General features: G+C 35.1%; 21 protein-coding genes. 15 read left to right on the top strand and 6 right to left on the bottom strand.

Going from position 1 to position 24,771, the window contains the following annotated elements; translation table 11 throughout:
• Window positions 1-26: 26 nt before the first annotated feature.
• From BUA16_RS14575 to BUA16_RS14550, 6 genes are all read right to left on the bottom strand, one after another.
• On the bottom strand, window positions 27-1,184 hold the full coding sequence (locus BUA16_RS14575; RefSeq protein ID WP_072765486.1) for a hypothetical protein: 1,158 nt from the start codon (window positions 1,182-1,184) through the stop codon (window positions 27-29).
• Complete coding sequence (locus BUA16_RS14570; protein WP_072765485.1) at window positions 1,177-3,630, bottom strand: N-6 DNA methylase; 2,454 nt, start codon at window positions 3,628-3,630, stop codon at window positions 1,177-1,179. Before BUA16_RS14570 ends, BUA16_RS14575 begins: the two co-directional genes overlap by 8 nt.
• A 60-nt stretch (window positions 3,631-3,690) precedes the next feature.
• Entirely contained in the window at window positions 3,691-4,692 is a 1,002-nt protein-coding gene (locus BUA16_RS14565) for a helix-turn-helix transcriptional regulator (protein WP_072765484.1), read from the bottom strand.
• Window positions 4,693-5,214: 522 nt separating this feature from the next.
• Complete coding sequence (locus tag BUA16_RS14560; protein WP_072765483.1) at window positions 5,215-6,174, bottom strand: hypothetical protein; 960 nt, start codon at window positions 6,172-6,174, stop codon at window positions 5,215-5,217.
• A 257-nt stretch (window positions 6,175-6,431) separates the two neighbouring features.
• Window positions 6,432-6,968, bottom strand: a complete 537-nt coding sequence (locus tag BUA16_RS14555) for a DUF4468 domain-containing protein (RefSeq protein WP_072765482.1) — start codon at window positions 6,966-6,968, stop codon at window positions 6,432-6,434.
• Window positions 6,969-7,192: 224 nt separating this feature from the next.
• On the bottom strand, window positions 7,193-8,008 hold the full coding sequence (locus BUA16_RS14550; protein ID WP_072765481.1) for a WG repeat-containing protein: 816 nt from the start codon (window positions 8,006-8,008) through the stop codon (window positions 7,193-7,195).
• A gap of 515 nt (window positions 8,009-8,523) precedes the next feature.
• Here BUA16_RS14550 and BUA16_RS14545 point away from each other — a divergent pair.
• From BUA16_RS14545 to mobB, 15 genes are all read left to right on the top strand, one after another.
• Window positions 8,524-8,775: a hypothetical protein gene (locus tag BUA16_RS14545; RefSeq protein WP_072765480.1), complete on the top strand. Its 252-nt coding sequence runs from the start codon at window positions 8,524-8,526 to the stop codon at window positions 8,773-8,775.
• A 703-nt stretch (window positions 8,776-9,478) separates the two neighbouring features.
• Entirely contained in the window at window positions 9,479-11,644 is a 2,166-nt protein-coding gene (locus BUA16_RS14540) for a peptidase domain-containing ABC transporter (protein ID WP_245795575.1), read from the top strand.
• Between the two features lie 4 nt (window positions 11,645-11,648).
• Complete coding sequence (locus BUA16_RS14535) at window positions 11,649-12,938, top strand: HlyD family secretion protein (RefSeq protein ID WP_072765478.1); 1,290 nt, start codon at window positions 11,649-11,651, stop codon at window positions 12,936-12,938.
• 47 nt (window positions 12,939-12,985) lie between these two features.
• The gene (locus tag BUA16_RS14530) at window positions 12,986-14,674 is read left to right on the top strand and encodes a helix-turn-helix domain-containing protein (protein ID WP_178338890.1); all 1,689 of its coding nucleotides are present in this window, start codon (window positions 12,986-12,988) and stop codon (window positions 14,672-14,674) included.
• A gap of 79 nt (window positions 14,675-14,753) precedes the next feature.
• A complete protein-coding gene (locus BUA16_RS19090; RefSeq protein ID WP_262482964.1) occupies window positions 14,754-14,882 on the top strand; it encodes a hypothetical protein in 129 nt (42 codons plus the stop codon).
• Between the two features lie 22 nt (window positions 14,883-14,904).
• Window positions 14,905-17,079, top strand: coding sequence for a prolyl oligopeptidase family serine peptidase (locus BUA16_RS14525; RefSeq protein WP_072765476.1), 2,175 nt, complete (start codon window positions 14,905-14,907; stop codon window positions 17,077-17,079).
• Between the two features lie 347 nt (window positions 17,080-17,426).
• Window positions 17,427-18,251, top strand: coding sequence for an RteC domain-containing protein (locus BUA16_RS14520; RefSeq protein WP_072765475.1), 825 nt, complete (start codon window positions 17,427-17,429; stop codon window positions 18,249-18,251).
• A 234-nt stretch (window positions 18,252-18,485) separates the two neighbouring features.
• Entirely contained in the window at window positions 18,486-18,848 is a 363-nt protein-coding gene (locus BUA16_RS14515; RefSeq protein ID WP_317045400.1) for a helix-turn-helix domain-containing protein, read from the top strand.
• Complete coding sequence (locus tag BUA16_RS14510) at window positions 18,845-19,519, top strand: hypothetical protein (RefSeq protein ID WP_072765474.1); 675 nt, start codon at window positions 18,845-18,847, stop codon at window positions 19,517-19,519. The genes BUA16_RS14515 and BUA16_RS14510 overlap by 4 nt, the downstream gene beginning before the upstream one ends.
• Before the next feature lie 4 nt (window positions 19,520-19,523).
• The gene (locus BUA16_RS14505) at window positions 19,524-20,186 is read left to right on the top strand and encodes a P-loop NTPase family protein (RefSeq protein WP_072765473.1); all 663 of its coding nucleotides are present in this window, start codon (window positions 19,524-19,526) and stop codon (window positions 20,184-20,186) included.
• An 11-nt stretch (window positions 20,187-20,197) separates the two neighbouring features.
• On the top strand, window positions 20,198-21,310 hold the full coding sequence (locus BUA16_RS14500; RefSeq protein ID WP_072765472.1) for an exonuclease/endonuclease/phosphatase family protein: 1,113 nt from the start codon (window positions 20,198-20,200) through the stop codon (window positions 21,308-21,310).
• A 594-nt stretch (window positions 21,311-21,904) separates the two neighbouring features.
• On the top strand, window positions 21,905-22,243 hold the full coding sequence (locus BUA16_RS14495; RefSeq protein ID WP_072765497.1) for a single-stranded DNA-binding protein: 339 nt from the start codon (window positions 21,905-21,907) through the stop codon (window positions 22,241-22,243).
• Between the two features lie 99 nt (window positions 22,244-22,342).
• A complete protein-coding gene (locus BUA16_RS14490; RefSeq protein WP_072765471.1) occupies window positions 22,343-22,723 on the top strand; it encodes a DUF6876 family protein in 381 nt (126 codons plus the stop codon).
• A 456-nt stretch (window positions 22,724-23,179) separates the two neighbouring features.
• Entirely contained in the window at window positions 23,180-23,734 is a 555-nt protein-coding gene (locus BUA16_RS14480; RefSeq protein ID WP_072765469.1) for a BfmA/BtgA family mobilization protein, read from the top strand.
• Between the two features lie 4 nt (window positions 23,735-23,738).
• Complete coding sequence (gene mobB, locus BUA16_RS14475; protein ID WP_072765468.1) at window positions 23,739-24,764, top strand: MobB family relaxase; 1,026 nt, start codon at window positions 23,739-23,741, stop codon at window positions 24,762-24,764.
• Window positions 24,765-24,771: the final 7 nt, after the last annotated feature.

Genomic DNA, 24,771 nt, shown 5'->3' with positions numbered 1-24,771 from the left:
TGAAGTGTGCAGGGTGATTGCAGAGTTTATTCGATGAAAATTTCGTCAATGTATGTTCTTGTTCCGTCCGGACTTGGTTTCGTTGTTGCTTTTATAATTTGATCAAGCTTTAATTTGTGTTTTTCCATCATATAATCAGGAATTTTAATTGTCTTAGTTTTATCATCTGATTCAAAAACACCCCAGCCACTATCTTGAATTTCTATCACTTTCCCGGAAATAGAATCTATTGTCGCAGTAAACTTTCTTACTTCCCATTTCTCTTGATTAAGATTCTTATCTGTATTCTCATCTAAGAAATCTTTCATGTATTCGAGAATATCCAGTAGCAGATAAATAGTGCTCTTATAAAGCTTATGATTTTTGCTTAAAGATAGATACTCATCCGCTCTTAGTTTTTTTCCGTTATCATGAGAACCGTCCTGAGTTATATTTAACAGTCGATAAATATTCTCGGCAACCATGGGATGAATCAATTCGCTATGGTACTCATAATTATGATTATTTCCAGAAAGAAAATAACTTGATCCATTTAAGCTCCCTTGTTTTTTTCTAATCTCGTCAGGTATTAATCCTATTTCGTTTAGCTTATCAAAAAGAGCTTCAAGAATTTTCCTCATAGGATTTAGCATATCTTGGGCTACCTTAATTTTTTCTGGATTCTCTACATCTTTTATAATGTCTATAACTCTATCAAAATGTTTTGACCCAATATATGCATCGGTACAAATTTCAAACTGTTTCTTGTATTTATGCTTTAGTCTTGTTAATTCCCTATTTTGACAAGCTTGTACAAGCATTTTAAACAACGTATCTTCGTCTTCGTCTTTTCCTTTTTCAAATACATTTTTAAACGCTTTATTAAATTCTTCTGAAGCATATGTTTTGGCTTGACCAGTTAAAACAAAGTATTGTAGAGATTTATCAAGATCGCGTATTCTGTCCTTTGTATCATATATCCATTGGGTATCTTCAGAACCTGGTTTATCATCTTCATTTTCAAAAAATTTTGCATCTAACAAAATAGCGTCATACTTTGAAAGATTAGCTTCAAGTTCTCCACAACCGCCATTCATTGATTTGAATGGCCATAGTTGAATATCAAAATCCGTAGCTGTTTTATGAACGGCAGATAGATCTTTATGCTGGTCATCAATCCACAGCACATTATATTTTTTACTCATTTATCATTGGGATTATAGGGAACGTGAATCTAAACACAACAGGAAAAACATCGTTATTATTTAATACTAATTCCCAATCTGGGTTTTCAAAATATTTGGCAATTCTATTAATGTCATATCCACCTAGACCTGAACCGTTATCTAGGCTGATGGTAGTAAATTTTGATATAAATTTATCTTTACTAAAGTTGTTTGGAAATGGTGTGCCATTGTTTCTAATTTCTAATTCTAAAACATCCTCTGTAGCTTTTAATTCAATAATTAACTGATTTGCGTTATCTTTTGAATTGAATGCATACTTATCAGCGTTTGATAAAATATTATTAATTAATATCTTGAACAAAGTGATATTTGCTTTTATAGCCTTTCCCGAAATTTCAGAAATAAGGGGTTCTTTATATTGAGGTTTATATTTCTCTCTAACTTTTCTTGTTGCTTTTAGTGCCTTATCAATTTCTTGTATTGATATTGACTTTAGATCAAAATTGTCTAAAGTCAATCCATTCTCACCCTTTTCAAGAATTGTAGAGATGTGATTAACATCATCTTTTATTTGAATCAAATCATCGACTAAATTAGTGTTGTAACGCTTATTGTATAATTCCGAAACTTCCTTAAATGCATCAGAATGATTATTCTCAAAAAAACGGATTAAACTTTTAGCATTAGACAAAATGTTTTGTCTAGGGGCTCCTAAAGAGTGTTTTAAAGAAGCAAATTCGTCGAAATTTGCAACTTGCTGTCCGTGGGCTAGCGCATTTCTCTCCATTTGAAGTGCTTTAAATTTTTCAGAAAGATCTAATATACCCTTGACCTTAGCTCTTTGCTCCTCAATAGTTGGTAAATCAATCTTAATTTCAAAAAAATCGTTCCTATTTAAGAACGTTATAGCGCCAGGGTTTTGGAATGCTGCTACTTGCTTAAGAACTTTTGTCGATCTTAATTCGCTTATTAAATAATGAGGGTCAACTTCAAAATTATTCGAATCTACTTTAATAGCAAGCAAGTCCATTCCAATGTAGATTGGCGCACCTTTATATTCAAATAAGGTAGGTTTAAGAGATTTCCATCTCGTAGAAACAAGAATACAATCACTTTCTATCCTACTAGAATAGGAAGGAAGCTCTATTTCCTTTATTTCATCTAGCTCTAATTGATAGGAAACATCATTATCTTTAAGGTTACTAGTACGAACAAATTTTCCCGTAGTTCTACTTTCATTACCTACTCTTTGTCCTCTTATTGTCTTTACTAGTTCGATAAGTGGAATACCATTAAAATCTTCTACAAAATATCTTTTAATATTTAAATTATAGTGGTGTTGCCTTACTTGATCGATTGATACCTCTATAACTGCTTTAGAACGATTAAATTCATTTGAATAATCAAGTAATCTGACTACGTCAAGATGTTTCTCTCGGTTATTTTCATTATTTATAAAAGAGGAAGTTTCAATCATTTTAATTAATCGATTAGAATTTCTCTTTCGAGTTAAGATCAGTATACATACAGGGACTCCCGTATGCTTTAAAATTCCACCAGGTAATGAAACAATGGTTTCTATCAATCCTTCCTCAACTAAATATTTTCTAAATTTTTGCTCTTCACCACCTCTGAAAAGTAGTCCTTGAGAAATCACACAAGCGACTTTCCCATCAAAATTTATAGACTCTAATCCTTTTTTAATTACATAGGTTTCAACATTCATTCTCTTCCAGCCAAATTGATCTGCGATAAAAGAATCAATTTTATAATTAAATGGCGGATTAGATACTATTAAGTCAAAAGCCTTGAATTCCGGCCAGTTATTTATAGAATCCTCAATCCTGTAATCGATATTAAAAGTTCTGGATTTTTCTAACCTAAGTAGTCTCAATTTACCTAATGCCCAAGTAGAATCACTAATTTCTTGTCCGTAATAACTTTCTGCATAATCAAGATATGTGGCAAAAGAAGCTAGTCCAGCAAACGGATTAAAGACCTTAGCTCTAGTTGGAATATTTACTAATTCCATAACTAATTTACTGACCTCAGTAGGAAGTAGAAATTCTCCTGAATGTTTACCCTGATTACTTGCTATTTTGAACAAAAGATTATCGAAAATTCGATTAAATACAGATTCAGAAAGGTCACTATCTATTATCGAAAGCCGTCTAATTATAACTTCCAAAGGCCATTCCGGTATGGCATTTATTATAGGCTTATAAACTTTTAACAAGTCACAGTATCTATAATCATCTTCTAAAGCATAGAAAAAATCTTCATAATCAACCTCTCCCTTTATAAGTTCTTCACCAATTATACCATCATAATACGCTGACATTAGAAAAAGAACCACGTGATGTTGTTCAACTGGTAAAACCCCACGCAGACTACTTATTAATTGCCAAAGGGATTCGGTGATCCTTTTTACCTCTTCATTTTCTATATAATTTTCTTCTCGCATAAACTTCTATAAATTCAACTCTACAAATAAACAATTTAATTGCGCAAAGTAATTGCACAGTTACGTGTTGTAAAACTCCTGCATAGTCTTTACATGTTCGCTCATTTTCGTTTTTAAATGTTCTGGTAGCAAAACCTCAACATCTTGACCATAAGATAATATTTGCTGTATCAATTCATTATTTATAATTGTTTCAAACCAAACTTGATTTTGTTTATCTTCCTCAAAAAACTCCTCGTAATCCGGTTGAAATGGTTTTGTTTTAAAATAGTTTTCTCTGCCATTATGGAAACGTAAGACAACTTTCTCAACCTCTGCATCAACTAGTCTTACAACGCCTACCATCGTTCTAAAAAAATTATCCCAGTCCGTATCTGACTCGAGATATTCCATATCTTCAATAACTTTAAAACCAATAAGTCTTTCATCTAAAGGAATACTCCATTCTTTAATCCCTTTCGAACTATTTAGCCCAAATACAAACCACCTTCTGTTATATTGTTTTAGTAAATGTGGATGAAATATAAAAACTCTCGATTCCTGATCTTTGAACCCTTTATATGTTATCTGAAGAACCTCCTTTTTCTTAATAGCTAAATAAAGGGGTTTCAGATGTTGAATACCTTTATATTCTTCGTTTAGGTCGTAATATAGAATTTTGGAGATGTCAGTTTCTGGATCTTCTTCATCCTGAAACTTGATCAAAGCTTCCGCGAGTCTATCATACTTCGGATGATTTTCAAAACGACTTAATAACTGCTGCGCGGCATCAATTAAATACTGTTCATATTCTAATAAAGGGCGCTGAGCAATAGAAAATTTTGGATCTGAATATTTTAAAATTCTTATTTTTTCTGGTAATGGCGCATTAAAACCTTTTTTATCATCTCGGAAAACTCTTAAATCTTTTCTCAGAGATCGCTCAGATATTCCTTCTCCTGGATAAAGTTCGGCAATACCTTCATTAACAACCTCTAATAATTCTTCAAAACTGAGTGATCTATAACGAAAGCAATAGTCTAGAATATTATATCTTAAATGTGCGTGTTTGCTGTTTGCCATTGATTATTGTGTTCAAAAAGGGGTTATAATTTAAAGGTATCCCCACCTTTATTCATAATGGTTTTCGACACCAATCCTTAAATACTGGGTTATTTGGTAATCTTAAAAAATCATATTGTGCAGTTTTTAAGCGATTTAGTGGGGGAGAAGTTCAATCCATAAAAATGCCAATTATAAGTGAATTAAATCCTTAATTATATGTTAAAATACAATATTTATAGAGATTGTGAAGGGGATAAAAATCAAATAATTATAAGGATATCAAGGAGACCGTTACAGAGTATTTAGAAGTATTGAAAACAGCGTTTACCAATGTGTTCAATGAGAATCTCTAGTCAAAATTTTTAAATTTCATGTTTGATCAGGGGTGGTGTAAGCTTCCCCTTTTTAGGCAAACCTACAGGCTATCGGGATCAGAAGAAGAAAGTTGGGGGTTTTCGGTACCCCTGATTTTCTTATTTTATTCAAATAATGAAGAAAAGTGTTGTTTTTTTACCTCAGTTCTTTGTTATGCGAAGGCTTTTACTCTTCATTTGTTCCAAAATCTAGTTTTATCTGCTTTTTTTCTGCTTTGATTTCTTTTCCTCTTTTTGTCAGTATTGTTGTTTCTCCTTCAAAAATATTAGTAACGTCAAATACGTTTATTTCGGTTGTCTTTATATTGCCTTCATCGTCCATTTCCTTTTCAAATTCCAAAAGACATTTTATTGAAGTCCCATTTTGAAAACTTACTTCTCGATTTAAAACTGAATTTTTAAAGCCTAAATCCAATAAATTAAAACTAATTGGTTTACTATCATAATACCCTCTCCATTTCATTTTTCCGCTTCTCAGAACTGGCGAGATGATTTCGATATTTGCGTCTTCAATAAATTCCGAATCAATTTTGATTTTATGTACGATAAATTTATTAAAATCCTCTCTCAAAACTTTCTTCTCTTTCGATATAGGTTTATTATTTTCATCTAGTTCAGTTGTTGAAATTTGTTCTATTTTATTTTCTTTGAGTAAGTGAGAATAAAAGTTGGAACGATGAAATTTAATTTTATCTGTATTTGATATTATCATTGTTAAATTCTCAATAATAAAGGTGCTCTCTTTTTCGCTAATGTCTTCTTTTTCTAAATCTCTTTTTAATTTTTTAATGTTAAGTTGAGATTCCTCTAATTGTGATTTTTCAAGTTCTGAATTTTTGTTAAAGTTGTCGGAAATTTTGTTCGTTAAAACTCCAGAAAAGATAACTCCAATAAAAGCTAGTATTTTGACTATTTGTTTTCTATTCTTTTTCTTTTTAAGAAATTTGATAAATTCCTTGATTCCACCTTCTTTTAAGGCTTCAATTTCGAAACTCAAATCGAGTTCCAAAATATCTGAAATTTCTTTAAAAACCTTTAATAGTTCTGCTTCAGCTTTATTCTTAACAAAAGCATCCATTGAATGGCTTTTGTCGGATAAGTAATAATGTAGTTCAAGTTTTTCCATTTATTTACTTCAAAGAATAGCTTTTATCTCTATTACTGATGTTGCTCTAGCTTGCACATAACATTCTCGTATAAGGCTAGTAAGTTTCTTTCTGGTTACCGCAATGATATTTACAGGTAATAAAACAAGCTGTTTTTTTTAAACAGCTTGTGGCTACAAGCTAAGAAATAGAGGGCTAACCGAGCCGTAAACTAGCTGAGCCCTCTATTTCCGAGAACTCCTCTTTAGGGTTTATGTTGTTGTTCCAAAATGAATAATTACCAATTTTCATTTTCAGAAGCAATGGATTCTCTCATTCCTTCTTTAATACTTGGAATCAATGAACGCACTTCTAAATCCACTTGATTTTTAATATCATTCCAAACTCTATTTTCCCACTTTAATGCCGATTTTTTGGTGTTTCTAGGGTAATTATCATCCGTCGTTATTAAACCGAAACTTTCTGAAGCTCCATGATGGATAAAATTTGTAATCTCATATTTGTACCGTCCATCTTTTACAAATATTTTTATCAAGTAATTTACATTTCCTACTGTTGTATTCATTCCTGATAAGAATGGTTGTTCATAGCTAATAGATCCTTTGCCTATTAGCATTCCCTCTTCTTTATTTTCTACTTGCAGAACATCATTAGAACTTTTATAAGCTGATGCAAACCATAATTTAGCTCGATTATATAAATTAGTGGACAATACATTTTCTACTTCAACGACATCACTAAAAGTAAGGACCTCTTGGCTGTTTATTATACAAGTGAACATCCCTACAAGGAGAACTAAAAACTTTCTTTTCATAACAATTTAATTTAAAAATTCATTTTTACTATAAAATAAAGGGTGTAATAAGCCTATAAATAACCCCTTCTTGTATAGGCCATAAATCAGTACATAAAGAATCACACTAAATCAGTTCCTGACGATTTATGATAAAAAGGCTAACCCCTGTTATTTTAAATATACACAGTTTATATGATAGTGTCATTTGAAAAATAAAATGGTTTTTAAAGCCATTTTCAATATTATAGGGGGATGGAATGGTTACTGTTGTTTGTGTATTCCGATACCTTATTTCCTTTTTTGTCTATATTGAAAAACTCATTATCAATAGCGACCTTAGCTATCCCGTTGTTAAAAGGCTCTGCTAAATTATATTGAAAAGCAATAATATTATCTCCGTTTCTATCAATATATCCGAAAAGCCTATCACTTCTTACTAAAGCTAAATCTTCATTAAACACGTCTGCAAATTCATATTTTGTATCAATTATGATTTCACCTTCTTCATTTACGAAGCCATAGTTTAAATCATCATCAACAACAACGGCCAAACCGTCTATGAATTCAGAACTTATACGAAATCCGTCTTCAAGAAGGTTCTTTGAATTCACCTTACTTTTCATTTTTGTTTTTAATAATTCAACCTTATTAAAATACTCTTCCTTAGTTAAAAGGTCTTTATCTAAAAGTTCCTTGAGATTAGCAAACTCCTCGCTGTTCTGTATCAGATTATAAAATTTTATTTCTCCTAAAATATTTATTTTATTGTCATACTCTTCTTTAGTAAGCAGGTCATTTTTGAGAAGTTTTTCTAATACACTTTTGGGATTGTTTTCACTCAAACTGCTTTTTTTGTCATTGTCAGAATTGATTATGATTTTCTCCTTGAACTCGTCAAGAAGAGGGCTGTTTAGAGTTATTATTATACCTATAATTGGCGAAAGAAATAAACAGGCGACCAATGACCAATTAAAACCAATTTTTCTTTTTCTACCTAAATATTCAGGTATTATCCAAAGTGAAACTATCAAGTTAAGTATTACAGCAAGAGTTATCATTATTTAATATTTAATATTCAGTTATGTTTTTTTACCACACTTAAACACAACCACCCATTTTTATGTCAAAAATGGAATATTTGAGCTTTTTATTAAATTGAATAACAGTTATAGAACAAGACCGTTATTCAATTATACTTTTCATTATAAGAGGGAAATTCCAATAAAGGTTTTTATATTCTATAAATGAATTCGCTAATATCGTGAATTTTTAAATATGTAAGTAAATATTGATTAATTAAGACTTAAAAACTTATAAGTATATATGATTATGACTTAAGAATTAGCCGTGTTCTTCTGGGGTACTACTTAATACACTGCCTTCCTTGTAGTTTTGGTCAGAAATATTCAGAAATGATATGAATAGCAATCTATGGATACCTAAAAATATTAAGAAGTAAGAGCTTGCTATTTGATGATGTAGGAATTTTAACTAATATTTTAGTCCTTTTGTAGGTTAAATTGCTTTCTTTGCTAAATAGGTATTACCTACAGGATTATAAAATTATTCAGTTATGAATCTATATCGTTCCATACTAGAATTTCTTTACAAAAACCAGGAAAGAGGCTTTGTACGAATAACCCATATTTGCTTAGACCCAAATGAAGCCACCCGTATTGCCAAGAAAATGAAGGAGGAAGGCCTGATAGATTATAAACAACGTAGGTTTATGGGAGGCAACGGACATATATCCTTTATATCACCCCCACAACTGATCATTACTCCTGAAGGAAAACATTGGATAGAAACCTTAGAATTATTTTAAAAACTGATTTTTACAAGGGATTGTATCCATAATGTGCTCTTCATTAATACTTTTTTACTTCAAAAAAATTAGGTTATAATAGGGCTATTACCCGGGGAAGGTGGGAACATTCAAAACAATTACCGCTGGGAAAAGGGGACGGGTGTCGTCTCCTAAGAAAACACATACATAAGCATTCCCATGTAAGGTATCAGTCTCGTATTGCTAGGAATTAAATAAACCCACCCTACAATCTTTTATCTACTAAGAAGATTACAATTTTTCAAATTGTTTTATAAAACAATTTGATTTACAACGAGTATTTTGTGCAGACTAACTTATTTATCAGAATAAGTTATTTATAATACTATATCTTTTTACAAAGAAAAATATGGTTAAAATTATTTTAAATTAACTGTCAGGATTTTAATTAAAGTTTACAGCTTTTAATTTCGTCTTACATTTTTAATGAGACTTTGTCAAATTAGCATGTGCTTTTCAAGGGTTTATCAAAGCTTTTTCTACATTTTCTTTAAAGTTTAAAGTAGCCAAAAACAAAATTTAGCGGTTTAGAGCTAATATTCTCTCGCAAGGGATTTGAGAATATATTTTGTTCACTATCAATTGGCCTTCATTTATAAACCATCATGATAATCAGTAATTTAAAAGGAGTATTTAAATTACTTTAGGATAGTATAACTGAAATACAAAAATGCTTGGAACCGTGATATTTCCCAATTATCGTCAACTCGATCAAATGGATTGCGGTCCTACATGCTTAAAAATCATAGCCAAACATTACGGTAAAGATTTTAACCTAGATTATCTCAGAAGAATATCTAGCTTACAAAATGGGGGAGTGTCCATGGCAGGGCTATCTGAAGCCTTAGATATGATCGGTATGGAAGCCATAGGGATACGATCGGATATTAAAGAGTTAGTGAATGACATTCCATTACCTGCTGTTGCACACTGGGAGAATAATCACTTTTTAGTGGTTTATAAGACAACAAAAAAGACCATTTATGTTTCGGATCCAGCTATTGGTCTTTCCAAGTATAGTCATTCTGAATTTTCGGAAAGGTGGGCGGCCAAGAAAAATGGAAAGGGCATCCTTTTATTAGCGGAACCTAAGCTTAAGTTTAACCATTTTCAAGATGAAGCTAAGTCCGATAATAGTCTAAGCTTCTTGTACCAGTATTTATTGCCTTTTAAAGATTACATCGGACAACTATGTCTTGGTCTTTTCCTAGCCGCAATAATTCAATTGTCACTTCCTTTATTAACGCAGAGTCTTGTAGATTATGGTATTGACTTTGAAAACATCAGCTTTATACAATTGATTGTTATCGCTCAAGTATTTCTTTTTATAACCCGGCTAATATCTGAGGTCATAAGAGACTGGCTTTTACATCATATGTCAACCCAGATTAACATATCGATGATTTCGGATTTTTTGGATAAATTGATGCTAATGCCTATAGCATATTTTGACTCCAAATCTACTGGGGATTTTATGCAGCGAATCAATGACCATCATCGAATAGAGGAGTTTTTGGGCGGACGTTCTCTGTCCATTGCTTTCGATTTATTTAGTATCCTTGTTTTTGCTATGGTATTGGGTTATTTCAATATGGAAATATTGATAATTTTCCTGATGGGAAACTTACTCTTTATGGGGTGGACCTTTCTTTTTTTAAAACATAAAGCTCTATTGGATCATAAGCTATTTAACTTGAACATGAAGGAACAATCCTTATTGATTCAATTGATAACAGCTGTACGAGAAATAAAGCTCAATGGATCTGAAAGACGCCGGAAATTGGAATGGAAAAATGTGCAAATAAGGTTATATAGATTAAAAACCAATTTTTTAAAAGTAGATCAAGTACAGTTAAAAGGAGGTTTATTCCTTAATGAAATGACCAGTATATTTATAATTTTTTGGTCGGCAAAGGCAGTGGTGTTTGGGGAAATTACATTAGGGACCATGTTAGCTATTCAATTCATCGTAGGGAGTCTTTCAATACCCATATCAAATACCTTGGATTTTATAATCGGATTACAAAGAGCAACTCTTTCATTGAAACGCCTATCTGAGATTCATTCTCAGGAATTGGGGAGCATTCCAATAAATAAAGAGAATGTTCTAGTAAGAGGGGATATTGTTTTTACAGGCTTAGCTTTTGGATATGGAGAAAAAGACACCCATAGGGTGTTAGATAATATCAACGCAACTATTCCAATAGATAAGGTAACTGCAATTGTTGGTGCCAGCGGTTCTGGGAAAACTACTCTTTTTAAAATTCTTCTAAAACTTTACGAGCCTAAAAATGGAAAAGTAACTATAGGTAAGGAGAATTTAAAATACATAAACACGAAAAGGTGGCGGGAGAATTGTGGTGCGGTTCTTCAAGATAGTATGTTATTCAATGATACCTTAGAGAGAAATATTACAGAATCAAAAGCTAATGAGCCAACAAACAGAAGGCGGTTGCAAGAAGCCGTGAGTAAGGCCAATCTCAACGATCTAATCGAGAACCTTCCTTTAGGTTTAGATACAAAAATAGGTGAGAATGGCAGTATCCTAAGTGGTGGTGAAAAACAACGATTATTAATTGCAAGAATTATCTATAAAAACCCGGACGTCCTTTTATTTGATGAGGCAACAAGTGCGTTGGATGCTAAAAATGAGTCGGTTATTACAGAGAATTTAAAATCGTTTTATAAAGGGAAAACAGTAATTATTGTTGCCCATCGGTTGTCTACGATCCGTAATGCCGATCAGATTTTAGTGATGGATAAAGGGAAGATCGTAGAACAAGGAAACCATCAGGAATTAATTGAAGGTAAAGGGAAGTATTATAATCTAATCCAAAATCAACTGTAGGGCTATGGAAGAGCAAAACATTCATTTTTATGATGAATCCTCCTATATAAAAAGGAAGCCTATTTGGATGATTCGTTGGGGTATAGTTTTGATATTTGTTTTTTTTGTTATAGTTATTGCGTTTGCATCCGTTTTTTCCTTTAATGAGCAAATTAATGCATCATTAGTGTTAACCTCCCTTGAACCTCCAGCTCATATAATAGCTAAACACACCGGCAGAATAGTTGAGATTTATAAAAGTCCTAATGATATTGTTTCCAAAGGAGATATTTTAGGTGTATTGGAAAGCCCAGGAAATGTAAATGAAATTACCGAGCTTAAGGAACAACTTTCTTCTAAGAATCTTTTGAATTCAGATTTAGGAAACTTAGCTAATCAATTTTCTAGCGAGTTAAAGCTTGGTCATCAAATTCGTCCTTTTTATAACAGCTTTCTTGATGCGTATCGAAACTTATTGTTGTATCAAAATCTCAATAACGAGGAATTGAAAACCATAGAATTAGAACAGCAAGCTATTACAAACAATGGGACTATCCGGAATAAGGGAGAAGAAATACTTGTGTTGGGACGCGATTTGGAAATTTCGAAAATTAACTATGAACGTTATCGGATATTATTCGAAAAGGGGGTGATATCGTTGCAAGAATTTGAGAAAAATGAAAGAGGCTATTTAAAGGTAAAACGTCAATATAATAATCTAAAACAAGAATTAAATCATTTGCAATTAGAGCAATCTCGGATTAAAATCAGCAAAATGCTGTTTAAAAATTCATTGATCAAAAATAGAGATGTTTATGTTTCAAATCTAGAGTTTTCGAAGCAAGAGCTTTTAGCTGCGCTCATTGATTGGGAAGATAAGAATCTATTAAGAAGCCCTATTTCTGGAAGACTATCGTTTTTTGATGTTTGGGGGAAATATCAAAATATACAGGAGGGGCAAGTTGTTTTTACTATCGTTCCCATTGGTAAACAAGAACTGGTTGCCAGATGCCAAGTACCCATTCGTAATTCGGGAAAAATTAAGAAGGGACAACGGGTCATTATCAAACTTGAAAATTATCCCTATCGAGAATGGGGAACCCTTGATGGAAAAATAAAAACAATTTCTGAAGTTCCCAAAACAGGCGGTAATCAGGAGTATGTAGTTTATGTTGAGCTCAACAATCTTAATACATCCTATGGTAAAACCTTGGAATTTAAGCAAGAAATGACAGGTGCCGCCGAAATTATTTTGGCGGAAGTTACCCTGCTACAACGTGTTTTTTATCAATTCAGAAATCTTTGGTCAAATTAGTAATGATGAAAATTATTACATATCGTAGGCGTGACTTAAATCTTCTAATGGGATTAGTGTTTTCTTGTTTTTTTGGGATAGGTGGCATTTCTCAAGATAAGGCGTCACCTATGGTAACTGTTGATCTAAGTACCGACTCTTTAATTCATCTGACCTATGAGCAATTCATGGAACTAGAGGATGAGGCATATGAGAAAAACGAACTAAATCGTCTTCGGAAATTGACAGATATCCATGTGCAAAAAGCTAAAAGTGAGTCCAATGCTTTGGAAATGGCCTTTGCGTATTATTATCGCTCGATGATAGAAGAACCGAAATTAGCGATAAGTTACGCTGACTCAATTGTTTTAGTGACTGCAGACAGCAAGAATCCGGAATACCCTACTTTGGGTTATATTCTTAAGGCTATGATTTGGTATGAAAAAGGCGATTATCGATTAGCCTTACATAATTACATATTAGCTTACGATCTTGCTTTAGAAAAAAACAACCTTGACCACCAACTATTAAGTTCCATGGCCATAGCTGCTATAAGAAATCTAAACGGACAATCACACGCCGCAGCTGACATATACACTAGGACCTTGCATGAACTAAAGAGAGAGGAAGATTATAAAAATAGGTATTATGAGGATTATATGATATTGATGTACAACCTATCCCTAGCACATCTAAAGTTGTCCCAATTAGACTCTTCCCGACTTTATTTAAACGAAGGTATCCAAAGGGCAATTTTAGTTAATGACACCATGGAACATCGCGATTTGGTTTTAGTGGGGGCACAATTAGATTATTATGAACATAATTATGAAAAGGCCAAGGACACACTTATAAAATATAGCAATCAATTGGAAGGGACAGGCAAGGCTATGAAGTTGTATTACCTTGGAAAGATTGCCCAAAAGTCAGGTGATGATTTATTGGCTATTTCCTATTATAAACAAATTGATTCCATAATTGAAGAAACCAAGGAGCCTTTTGAGAAAGTCAAGGAAGTATATCAGCAATTGGCAATACATTATAGTTTACAAGATGACCAGGAACGGGAAATTGAGTCTCTCGAAAAATTGATTTTTCACGATAGTTTGATGGCTATTGAACAAAAAGGGGTTATTCAGCAGGCTACTATGGCTTATGATATACCATATTTGAAAATACAGAAAAGGAAAGCGGAGGAACTACTAAAGGTAAAAAGTAATTGGATCCTAATTTTAGGATCTATGGCCGTACTTGGTATGCTGGTAGGGCCTTACTATTATATCAGAGCACGAAGGACAAAACAAAAGGTACTAATGTTGATGGAAGGCTCAAAGCAGTTAAAATCTCCTCCTCGGAAAGTAGGGGAACATCCGACATCTGTACCAGAAGAAATAAGGAATGGACTTTTGGAGAAATTGGAAGCTTTTGAAGAGTCCGACCTTTATTTGAGAAAAGATCTTGATATGGCCCAATTGGCTCAAGAAATGGACACAAACACCTCTTATTTGTCAATAATCATCAATCATTACAAACAAATGAGTTTCCCGAGATATATAAATGGGCTTAAAATTTCGACTGCTATAGAGGAGCTTACAACAAAACCGGAACTATTAAAATATAACTATCAAGGATTGGCGGAAACCTTCGGGTTTAAAACAGGGGAGTCCTTTTCAAAAGCATTTTATAAAAAAACTGGAGTATACCCTTCCAAGTTCTTGAAGGAACTAAAAGTCAGGGGGATTGATCGTCGTTTATAAATGACGGTTGGTGTATCTAGGAGATTTTAAGGAATCAAACTAAATTGTTCTATTAATTAATTTATAACAACTTTAAATCATGAAGAAAAAATTGGAAGATTACAAAAAGAGAGCATTGAGAAACCTCACAAAAATAAAAGGAGGAGGAGAAGACGGACCGATTGATAGGGATAAAATTAGAAAACCAAGAAATGGGACTAAACTATAATTGATTCTTAAACACACCTAATATGGTTAAGATTTATTTTAAAAGAACTGTGAAATATCTTTTATTGTTTTTCATTGCTTTTTATTCATGTAATGGAGATAAGATTGGTATTGTTTTGGATTATCCAGAACTTAAACCCAGTCCTAAAACTGAACAGTTTTTTAGAACAAAGGTATTGGATAACTATCATGGTCTGTCTAATTTACAGGATACTAGCACCCAAAACTGGTTTAAAAGTCAGGACTCCTTAGCGGAAAACTATTTTTCTACTAATAGATTTTTAGGTGAATTAAAAGATAGATTTCACACTTTAGAAAATAAATCTTTGGGAGATATAGGGAAAATAAGCATCACTGAAAAAGGAAGTTACCTGTATTCGCGTTATGATTACCAAAATGATATTGAAAACCTGTATTACCGAGAAAAATTGTCAGATTTTGAAACGGAAGTTTTTAATGCTAGTGCTTATAACAATAAAAACACTAACATAAATTACCTAAAGCCTTCTCATGACGGGACCAAAGTTGCTATAGGTTTTGATCCCATGGAAGATTTTTCGTCTACTGTGATTATTTATGATCTGGTAAACAAAAGAATCCTAAAAGAAAAAATTACGCAAATCAATCCTGACTTCGGAGGTATTGAGTGGTTACCCGATAGTTCGGGGTTTATTTATCTCTATTTTCCAGAGGTGGAATTATCTAAAAAGAAATATAAAAAAGAGTCTTATTCCGTAATCCATTTTCTAGGGGAAGATCCAGGGAAAAGAACCCCAATCTTTGGAAAAGAAAAGTCTTTAAAAATACCTTCAGATTATTATCCCAAAGTGAAAATAGGTTCTAGTAAGGATTCATATATAGTTGCCTATGCTGCAAAATCAGGAGATTACTATGACAGTTTTATCGCTAACACAAAGGATGTAATTACTGGAACTCCAAAATGGAAACCTTTCTTTAAAACGGGGGATGGGATATATTATAATCAAGGAGAAATAAGAGGACAGTATTTTATCTATCGAAGAGCAACTTCTAATGGGAATGAAATTTGTCAGGTAATAATTGAGAATCCAAGTTTTGATGATCCTTTAATCCTTGCGAGAGGAAGCCAAGAAAATCCTATTACTAAGTTTGAGGTTACGAAGGATCACATTTATTTTATCCGAGAAAAATTTGGGGTCGAAGTTTCATTATTTAAAATAGATGGTCAAGGTAATGAGATTCAAATTGCGACACCCTTTGTTCCAGGTTACGTCTCCTTTTTTGGCGAATCTGTTGTTCATAATAACATTGGAATAGGAATGGATGGTTGGACGTCTAACTACGTCAGATACCGTATTGATCGAGAGGGGGAATTTACTGACGAAGGATTAGTAGAAAGTACTTTATTTCCAGAATTTAAAGACCTTGTTACCAAACAAGTTATGGTCGTTTCTCACGATGGAGTAGAAGTTCCTTTCTCTCTCGTTTATCGAAAAGATATGAAACAAGACAACAACAATGAAGTGTTTGTATACGTTTATGGAGCAAATGGTGAGAGTATGAGTCCTTTTTTCTCTCCTATTTATCTCGATTGGGCAAGGCAAGGAGGAATATTAGCTTTTCCCCATGTTCGAGGAGGTGGCGAAAAAGGCAAAGAATGGCACATTCAAGGCATGAAAAACCTAAAATCGAATTCATGGAAAGATTTAATTGCATGTACAGAATTTTTGTTCGATAACGGATATTCACGAAAAGGATTAGTTTCTTTGTACACTAGTAGTGCTGGAGGAATTACAGCAGGTATGGCTGTCAATGATTCTCCCGACTTATTTTCATCCTTTATAGCGGAAGTGCCTAGAATGCATCCCTTCGGGCTCGAATCTGCAACTACGACCAGTAGTACTAGTTATTTAGAATATGGGACTGTAAAAGATAGCCTGGAATTTCTAGGACTTATTAAAATGGATCCCTATTTAAATCTTAAACCAGAAACGAATTATCCAGCAACCTTACTCATGCCAAGTAGTAATGATGACCGCATTCCCTTATGGGATAGTGGTAAATATATTGCTCAACTTCAAAAATATAACTCCTCTAAGGCTCCTGTATTAATGGATATCGATTATACTTCAGGACATGAGAATACAGGGGGGCAAGACGCCTATATAGAACTCTATGCGCGTATTTTTAGCTTTGCCAAAACGCATATGAATCATTAGAGTTATCCTCTTAAATTTCTACCTTTTTTTCATTTTCAATACTATCTTGTCTCTAGATTGAGGAATGGATAATCTAAGCTGTTCTTAACATACCTTCTTTGATTTTCAAATAAGGTTATTTGCTTTAACATTAGGGTATCTCATCTAGCCTAGAATTGAATTTTTCCACCAAAATTTCTCTTGATTTATAAATGCCTCCCTTCCCTTTATAAACCGCCTTTAATCCGACTTTTTATTTCTTGGTTTTATAATGAAATTTAAGTGTTCAACAATAATAGACCTTGTTTGAAAATACTTCAATGACCACTAGGAAATTAAAAACTTAAGGACTACAAAAGGAAAGGAATATGGAATGGATACGCTCTCAAAAAGAAATTGAAGCTGAATTACAGCAAATAAGGCAATCGAATAGCAATACCCTAGTGTCGTATGACAAATCCATTACTTATTGCCAAACTATTTTAGAGGGATACCGTGTCGCGGTAATCTCTCAGGGTTTCCCGGATGAAGCGTCGGAAATCCGGTTTTTTAAGAATCACAAACCTTTTCTTTTAGGCCACCTTTTTCGATGTAGACACCTGCTATCTTTTGAGCTTGAATTTGCCAATATTTCGGGTGATTTGCAAAAAGATATTATTAAAGCAAAAATGCTGGAAGTAAACACTTTCCTATCCAACCACAAGGACATGATATTGTATGTGGAACTGGAAAACCAAAGAATGGATGCACAGTATTTTTTGCGTAAAAACAGGCAGTTATATGCTTGGCCCAGTCCCATAGGGGTGAGTTTTGACCCTGAGTTCAGTTCTTCCCATGACGGCCTACTTGCCCACATAAAAGGCTTAAAAGGCTACTTGGAATTTCTTCACAATAAACTCTGTACTCCTAATACTTTAGCGTCAGAATTAAAAACACCGATAGCTAAAATTAAATGGACCGAGGCGAAAATCGCGCTTACAGAATTAGGGTTCGCCCTATTTTATAGCGGTGCCATTGATCATGGGAACACTAGCTTAAAATCAGTTATGGAGTTCTTGGAAAGGGTAACCGGTATGGATCTTGGCGATTACCACCATACTTCCATCCGAATAAGAAATCGCTCCAATCCCACAAAATTCATGGATAAACTTAGAAAAACTTTACAGAACTGGACGGTTGAAATGGATGATTGATAAAATGTCAGGTCACTGTCAATTGACTGTTTTTGAATTTCAGTAAAAACTAAGAATACTCTTCCTTAAAACACCCTTGTTTAGGGGTGTTTTCCTAGTTATTTCTTATAAAACCACTTGATAAATCGTTTTGTCAGTAGGGTGTCAATTGACGAATTATTCCATAAGACCTCTTCAACTTTGTAAAGAACAAAGACTAATCAATTGTATTGGTCTTATAAAAAATACAAAGTTATGGCAGTAAAAATTATTACAACGGAGGATCTTGGAGAGTTCAAGATGGAACTTCTCCAGGAGATCAAAGAATTGTCGGAAACAATTATTACTACGGACGATCTGCGAGAGCTTAAAATGGATGTTATCCTGGAGATCAAAGATTTATTGAAACAAAAACGGCCAGAGCAATCAAAAAAGGAATGGTTGAAAAGCACCCAGGTCTTGGAAATGCTTCAGATTAGTCCAACTACCCTGTTAAGCCTACGGATGAATGGAACCATACCCTTTGTTAAAATAGGAGGGCTTATTTTTTATGACGCAGAAGAGATAGAGAAAGTCCTTATTGAGAATACTGTGAAAACTTCAAAAAAAAGGAGATGAACTATATAAAACACCTCAATGCAATATTTGAAGTTTTTGCGTCGGATGAGAGGCTAAATCCTACCCATATCAGTCTGTATATTGCCCTCTTTCAAATGTGGAACAAGAATCGTTTTTCTAACAGTTTTTTAGTGGATAGGGAAGCAACAATGATACTTTCCAAGATAGGTTCGAGAACAACTTATCATCGCTGTATTTCCAATCTGCACCAATGGGGATATATCGTTTATGAACCCTCCCGAAACCGCTTTAAGGGGAGCAGAATCAAGATGCCCATTTTTGAGATAAGTCCTGGACCAGTGGTGGACAAGCATGAAACTAGCGGTGGACTAGCGGTGGTATCATATATAAACATTAATAAACAAATTAAAACAAATATTAAACTCTCTAGAAAGAGCATACCCAAAAATGAACAAGTTGTTTTAAATTTTTTTAAAAAGAACCATTGGGCAGCAGTGGAAGCAACAAGGTTTTATAACCATTACCAGGGGATAGGATGGAAGGTTGGTGGGAAAAGCTCAATAGAAGATTGGAGGGCTTTTGCAAAGAAATGGATGCTCAAGGCAAATGAAATAAATGCGAACAAAGAACCTGCTAGAAAACCCCGAAAAAAAGGCAAGGTAGATTACCTCCAGACCACCACTAAAAAAAACTACGGGGAACCCCTTTGAACTAATGGAAAAATCACGCCCACATATCATCATTGAAGGAGCCACGGAATATTCCTTGGGGGATTTTGACGGCAAGCATATCGCTTATGATTTTTCAAAGGTACTCGTCTATCTCGAAGCCAAAGGCAAGTTGCTTTTTGGTAGAAATTTTCAAATCTATGACGAGGACAAGGAGATTTTACTGAAGCTGTGCAATTACATGGTTCGGGATTTCGACAACTGCAAAAAGTTCGATATCGACCCCGATAAGGGGATATTGCTATCAGGTCCTGTCGGCTGCGGAAAAACCAGTCTGATGCGGTTGATACGCCACATCGTCCCACACCAAAGACCCTATGAAATCATACCGGCGCGGAACATCACTTTTGCCTTTAACCATATCGGCTACAAGATCATCGAAGAGTACGGCAATGGACGCTTCTATTGCTTTGATGATCTAGGGGTAGAACCCCTGGGAAGGCACTTTGGAATGGACTGCAATGTCATGGGAGAGGTGTTGATTTCAAGACACGAACTGTACCAGCAAACCAAAATAATCACCCATGGCACTACCAATCTGAACGCAGAGGAATTGGAGGAACGTTACGGAAAAAGAGTCCGTAGCCGGATGCGTCAAATATTCAACCTCATAGGCTTTGATAAAAGCACCAGGGATAAACGAACTTAAAAAACAAAAAGATGAAAATAGCAACATGGAACATTGAAAACCTCTATCACAGGGACAAGGGCCTGATTAGGGCTACATTGAGCAAATGCGTATCCGATTGGATCGTGGAATTGGACAGCCTATTGCCAAGAATGCAAAAAAGCGAAAATGAAATTAGCAGAATCCGAGAACTTACTTTTTTGTTGGGTTTTGAGAAAATCAACATCCATCCGTACGGGGTGCTTAGAAAAAGACAAGGGGAATTGTTTCTAAAACAACGGGGCTTTGCCCAGGAAATGAAAGCCTCTAAACTTACGGATTGGAACGGCTGGATAGCCCTTCATACTATAGCCATAGACCATAAATCCACATTGAATAAAGCACGCCTTATTTCGGAAATAGATCCGGATATATTAATTCTGCAAGAGGTAGAGGACAAGGCTTCGTTAATGGAGTTTAATCGGGAATTGTTTCAAGAGTTTAAGATAACTCCTTTTGACCAGGTCATGGTCATGGAAGGGAACGATGGCCGTGGCCTGAGTATGGGGGTAATGACGAAAAACGGATTCCGCTTGGATACCGTAAAAAGCCATGCCATAAACAATACCGCCCTGCCTGATTATCTATTTGATATCGACTGTCAGGAATATGTTGTTGTAACCCCAAAAGGCGAAAGGGTCTATATCCTTTGCAACCATTTTTCCCCAGAGGACGAATCTAAGAGAAGGCTACAGGCTAGGAAAGTTGCTGCTATTTATGATAAAATGTTGATCGAAGGAAAAGAATTGATCTTGATCTGTGGCACTTTAAACGATCTATCCTATAGCAACTGCCTTTACCCAATACTTCGGGAAACCGATCTTGAAGATGTCTCCAAACATGTAAAATGTAAGATCGACAAGGACAAGGGCAGAGGAGCCGGATATTTTAGTTTGGGAGGCTATCGGATGGGGGTAAATATCAAACAGAAGGATTATATGCTGCTTTCCTATGAAATGAACCGGAGAGTCATCTCTTGTGGACTCAACCGTAAAGCGATGTGGCCAGAGCGTAACATGAAATGGGAAGTATATCCAACAGTGAAAACTAGAGGGCATGCGGCCAGTTCCCATCCCTTGATCTGGGCGAAACTGGATATGGAGTAATACCACCTAAGGTGTGTTCCCTGCGGCATATTGCCACTACATTCCATTTCGGGCAATAAGCCTCGGAACAAAGTCTTGGACACGAACAATGGGTGTAAGAGCACCGTACCGGGTGCCCTTAAACCCACTGCTCAAGTCCGCTTTGCCTTTCGTACTCCTAAATTAATCTTAATAAAAATTCAACAGTAAAACTTTAAAGGATTTCCATTGGTGCATTTTGTGCCGTTCCATCGGTGTTGGGATCCTTTCATAGATTGTTTTAGTGCTACTGCTGGATATCCGCTATGACCTTTTTTCGATGTCGAAATAACAATATTCGACCTAGAGCGACGGCATAAACCAGGCTAAGCCCCGCTCTTATTTATACGTCTTTCCAAGCTCGAATATTGTAAAGGCTAGTGCATCAAAAAAGGTAACAGCGAAAGCGCTATAGGAAGTAAATCAAAAACAAGAAATCATGAAAGCGTATCCAAATCCTAAGAATAAAACGCCACAAAAAAATCAAAAAAGGGAAAACGCTCGAGATATAATAAGTAAATCATTTTCAATACAGTATGAACCGTCTGCATGGATGCGGATATAAATTTTTCAATTATGAGCAGATTAAGAAATCATGTACAGTTGATCGGGAACATCGGGGATGTTCCCTCGATTACGAACCTTGAAAGCGGTAAAAAAGTAGCCCGTTTTCATTTAGCCACTAATGACTATTACAAAAACTCGAACGGCGAGAAGGTCAAGAACACTGATTGGCACACTGTTATTGCTTGGGGTAAAACCGCCGAGGTCGTAGAAAATTATGCTAGAAAGGGCAGGGAGGTTGGAGTAGTAGGGAAGTTAAAGACTCGAAGTTATGAGGCTGCCGATGGCAATGCCCGCTATATAACTGAAGTGATTGCAGAGGAGATCCTTCTGCTTGGAAGCAAGCCCTAAAAGAACAGCAACCAATGGTACCAGAAAAGAAAAAGAGGGCGTTGCCCAAAATGTAGCACCCTCTATATTTTATCATTAACTACTTAAAATTTATCAAAAATGGACACAGATATGAAAGGATTAAAGGAGGGTTTAGCACAATTTTCGGGTTCTGAAATGTTGTATCAAATCCCACTTTTAAAAACAAAATTTACGGAGGGCATAAAATACCTTGCCAAGGCCGGAGAATGTTATTGGCTGGTGACGGATGTTTCCGTAATCGCTAATAGCCTGATGAACAGAAGCCGATTTATTACCATCGATTTTAGAAAATATTCAGGGGAGGAGAAGGAAGCATTGGGGTACGAAGCTACCATTGATTACAGCGATGGCAATGGGATTATTTTTGAAACCCATAGTTACCACTCAACCGATTTTCCATTAGACCGACTCCGACTGTTCTTTGTTGAAAATACCTTGATGTTGCCCGGGGAATATTAAGCGATAGAGAGGGCGAACCAGGATGGAGAATTGACCGGGAAAAACCTTTAGATCTTCCCGGATGGTTCTCCTGGGATCGTAGTAAAATTTATAGTTTTTAGCTCTAAGAATTATCCCAAACCAAATTTCAGTATTCGCATTGCTTTTTAGAATTCGTTGTGAATTCACTAAAAATGACCCTTTGGAAATCTTAATTTTTTCTTTCAATGATAGATCCCTGGGCGTTGGGGCTATTTTCAGGTATTGGATGAAAATTTTTCGCTGAGGGCGAAAAAAAAGGGATAGCAAGAGGGTAACACGCGTTGCGGTGTTACGATTCTATTTTGCTGCGCAAAGCCTTTGTTTATAGGGGGTCGGAGAGGTTTTGGTGTTTGGGTAGATTCGGTCAAATGGGTCAAATCCCTTGTCAGCCCCCTAAAACATTGATAATATTTGACCCAATAGTAAAATTTCAGCATGGATAATTTTTTTACGATACGGTTTAGACGAAATACCGCCCAGCGGTTCAAACAGTTTTCAAAGAAAATTAGCAGTACCTATTCAGATTCCATGGAGATGATTTTAAATTTTTTTGAATGGCATGGTTTTTTGCCGTCGGAAAAATTTGAAAAAAGTGTGGGCAAGGAAATTTTCAAGAACAGAAAACGGACGGAAGCCCTGATCTCCATTATCCGTGATATTGAGAAGAGTCAGACTCGACCCACAACGGCAATGCTCGAGCTTCTTTTTGAACACTCGCCACAAAAGAAATCTCGGCAGGCCCCCTTACAAATCGATACTCCAAAGAACGATCCGGAAGGGGATGCCTTTTTTCAAAAGATAGAAGAAGCGATCGTTCTGGAAAGAGAACATACCAATCTGAAGCGAGCCTTAAACCAACAGAAAACGGAGTTTGTTGCACTGCTCGACAAAGTACAATTGGTAAAAAGTGGCTTTGGAAAACCAAGACTACAATTGGATATGACCCCTGAAGATTTTGAACAATTGAAACAGCGCACCAAAAAGCAATAACGATATGTATATCAGCATAACCAAACAACATTTAACGGAAACATTTTCCCAGAGTTCCGCGGATTATGTGGCCTACCTGGAAAAGGAAAATGAAGGAAAAGAACCAGAACTTCAGGAGCATTTCTTTGATCAGAACAACGATCGGATTGCTCCGGAACAAGTGGTCAAGGAAATAGATAAAAATACTGCCAAATTGAAAAAAAGGGAACCTAAGTTTTATTCCCTTACCATCAATCCAAGCAGGCGAGAATTAAGGCATATCAACAATGATCCCAAGTTGTTGAAACAATATGTCCGAGAGGTGATGAAGGATTATGCTGCGTCGTTTTATCGGGAAAAACTAGTATCCGTAGACAGTATTAAATATTATGCAAAGTTGGAATATGAACGCACCTTTAAAGGGTATGATAAACAGATAAAGGAGAATCAGGTGTACAAGGCTAAGATCGTCAAATTGGAAAATGATATCCGCATGGTATTAAAAGGGGAGCTTAAAGGAAATGTCAAAACTTTGAAAAAGCAGATTAAAAAGCTTTCGGCACAAATTCCCCATCGCTTGAATGGAAAAGTAATTACCCAGGGGATGAAAAAGCCAGGGCTACAGACCCATATCCATATCATCGTCAGTAGAAAGGATGTCACCAACAAATACAGTCTTTCTCCGGGCAGCAAATATAAGGAGTCAGAAGCGGTGCTTAATGGGCAAGTGGTGAAGCGCGGATTTAAACGTGATTACTTCATTGAACGGGCCGAGAAAAAGTTCGACGCCACCTTTAATTACAATCGTAATTATGTGGAAAGCTATGCGGCCTATAAGGCCTTTATTCAAGATCCAAAATTCTATTTCGCTCATCTTCTTGGGCTACCGACCAACGAACGGAGTGCCGCTTTTAAAATGATGGGATCGGCTGGCTTACCGGTTCCCAAAATAAACATTCCCACCAACAAAGTTGAGGCCGCACTTAAGGTAATCAAGCAGTTTAAAAAGGCTGTAGATATAGCCAAATCCTCGAGCTCCATCGGTATCTAGCGAATAC

This window comes from Arenibacter nanhaiticus (assembly GCF_900141935.1).
GTDB lineage: Bacteria > Bacteroidota > Bacteroidia > Flavobacteriales > Flavobacteriaceae > Arenibacter > Arenibacter nanhaiticus.
This window is presented reverse-complemented; position numbering and strand designations above follow the sequence as displayed.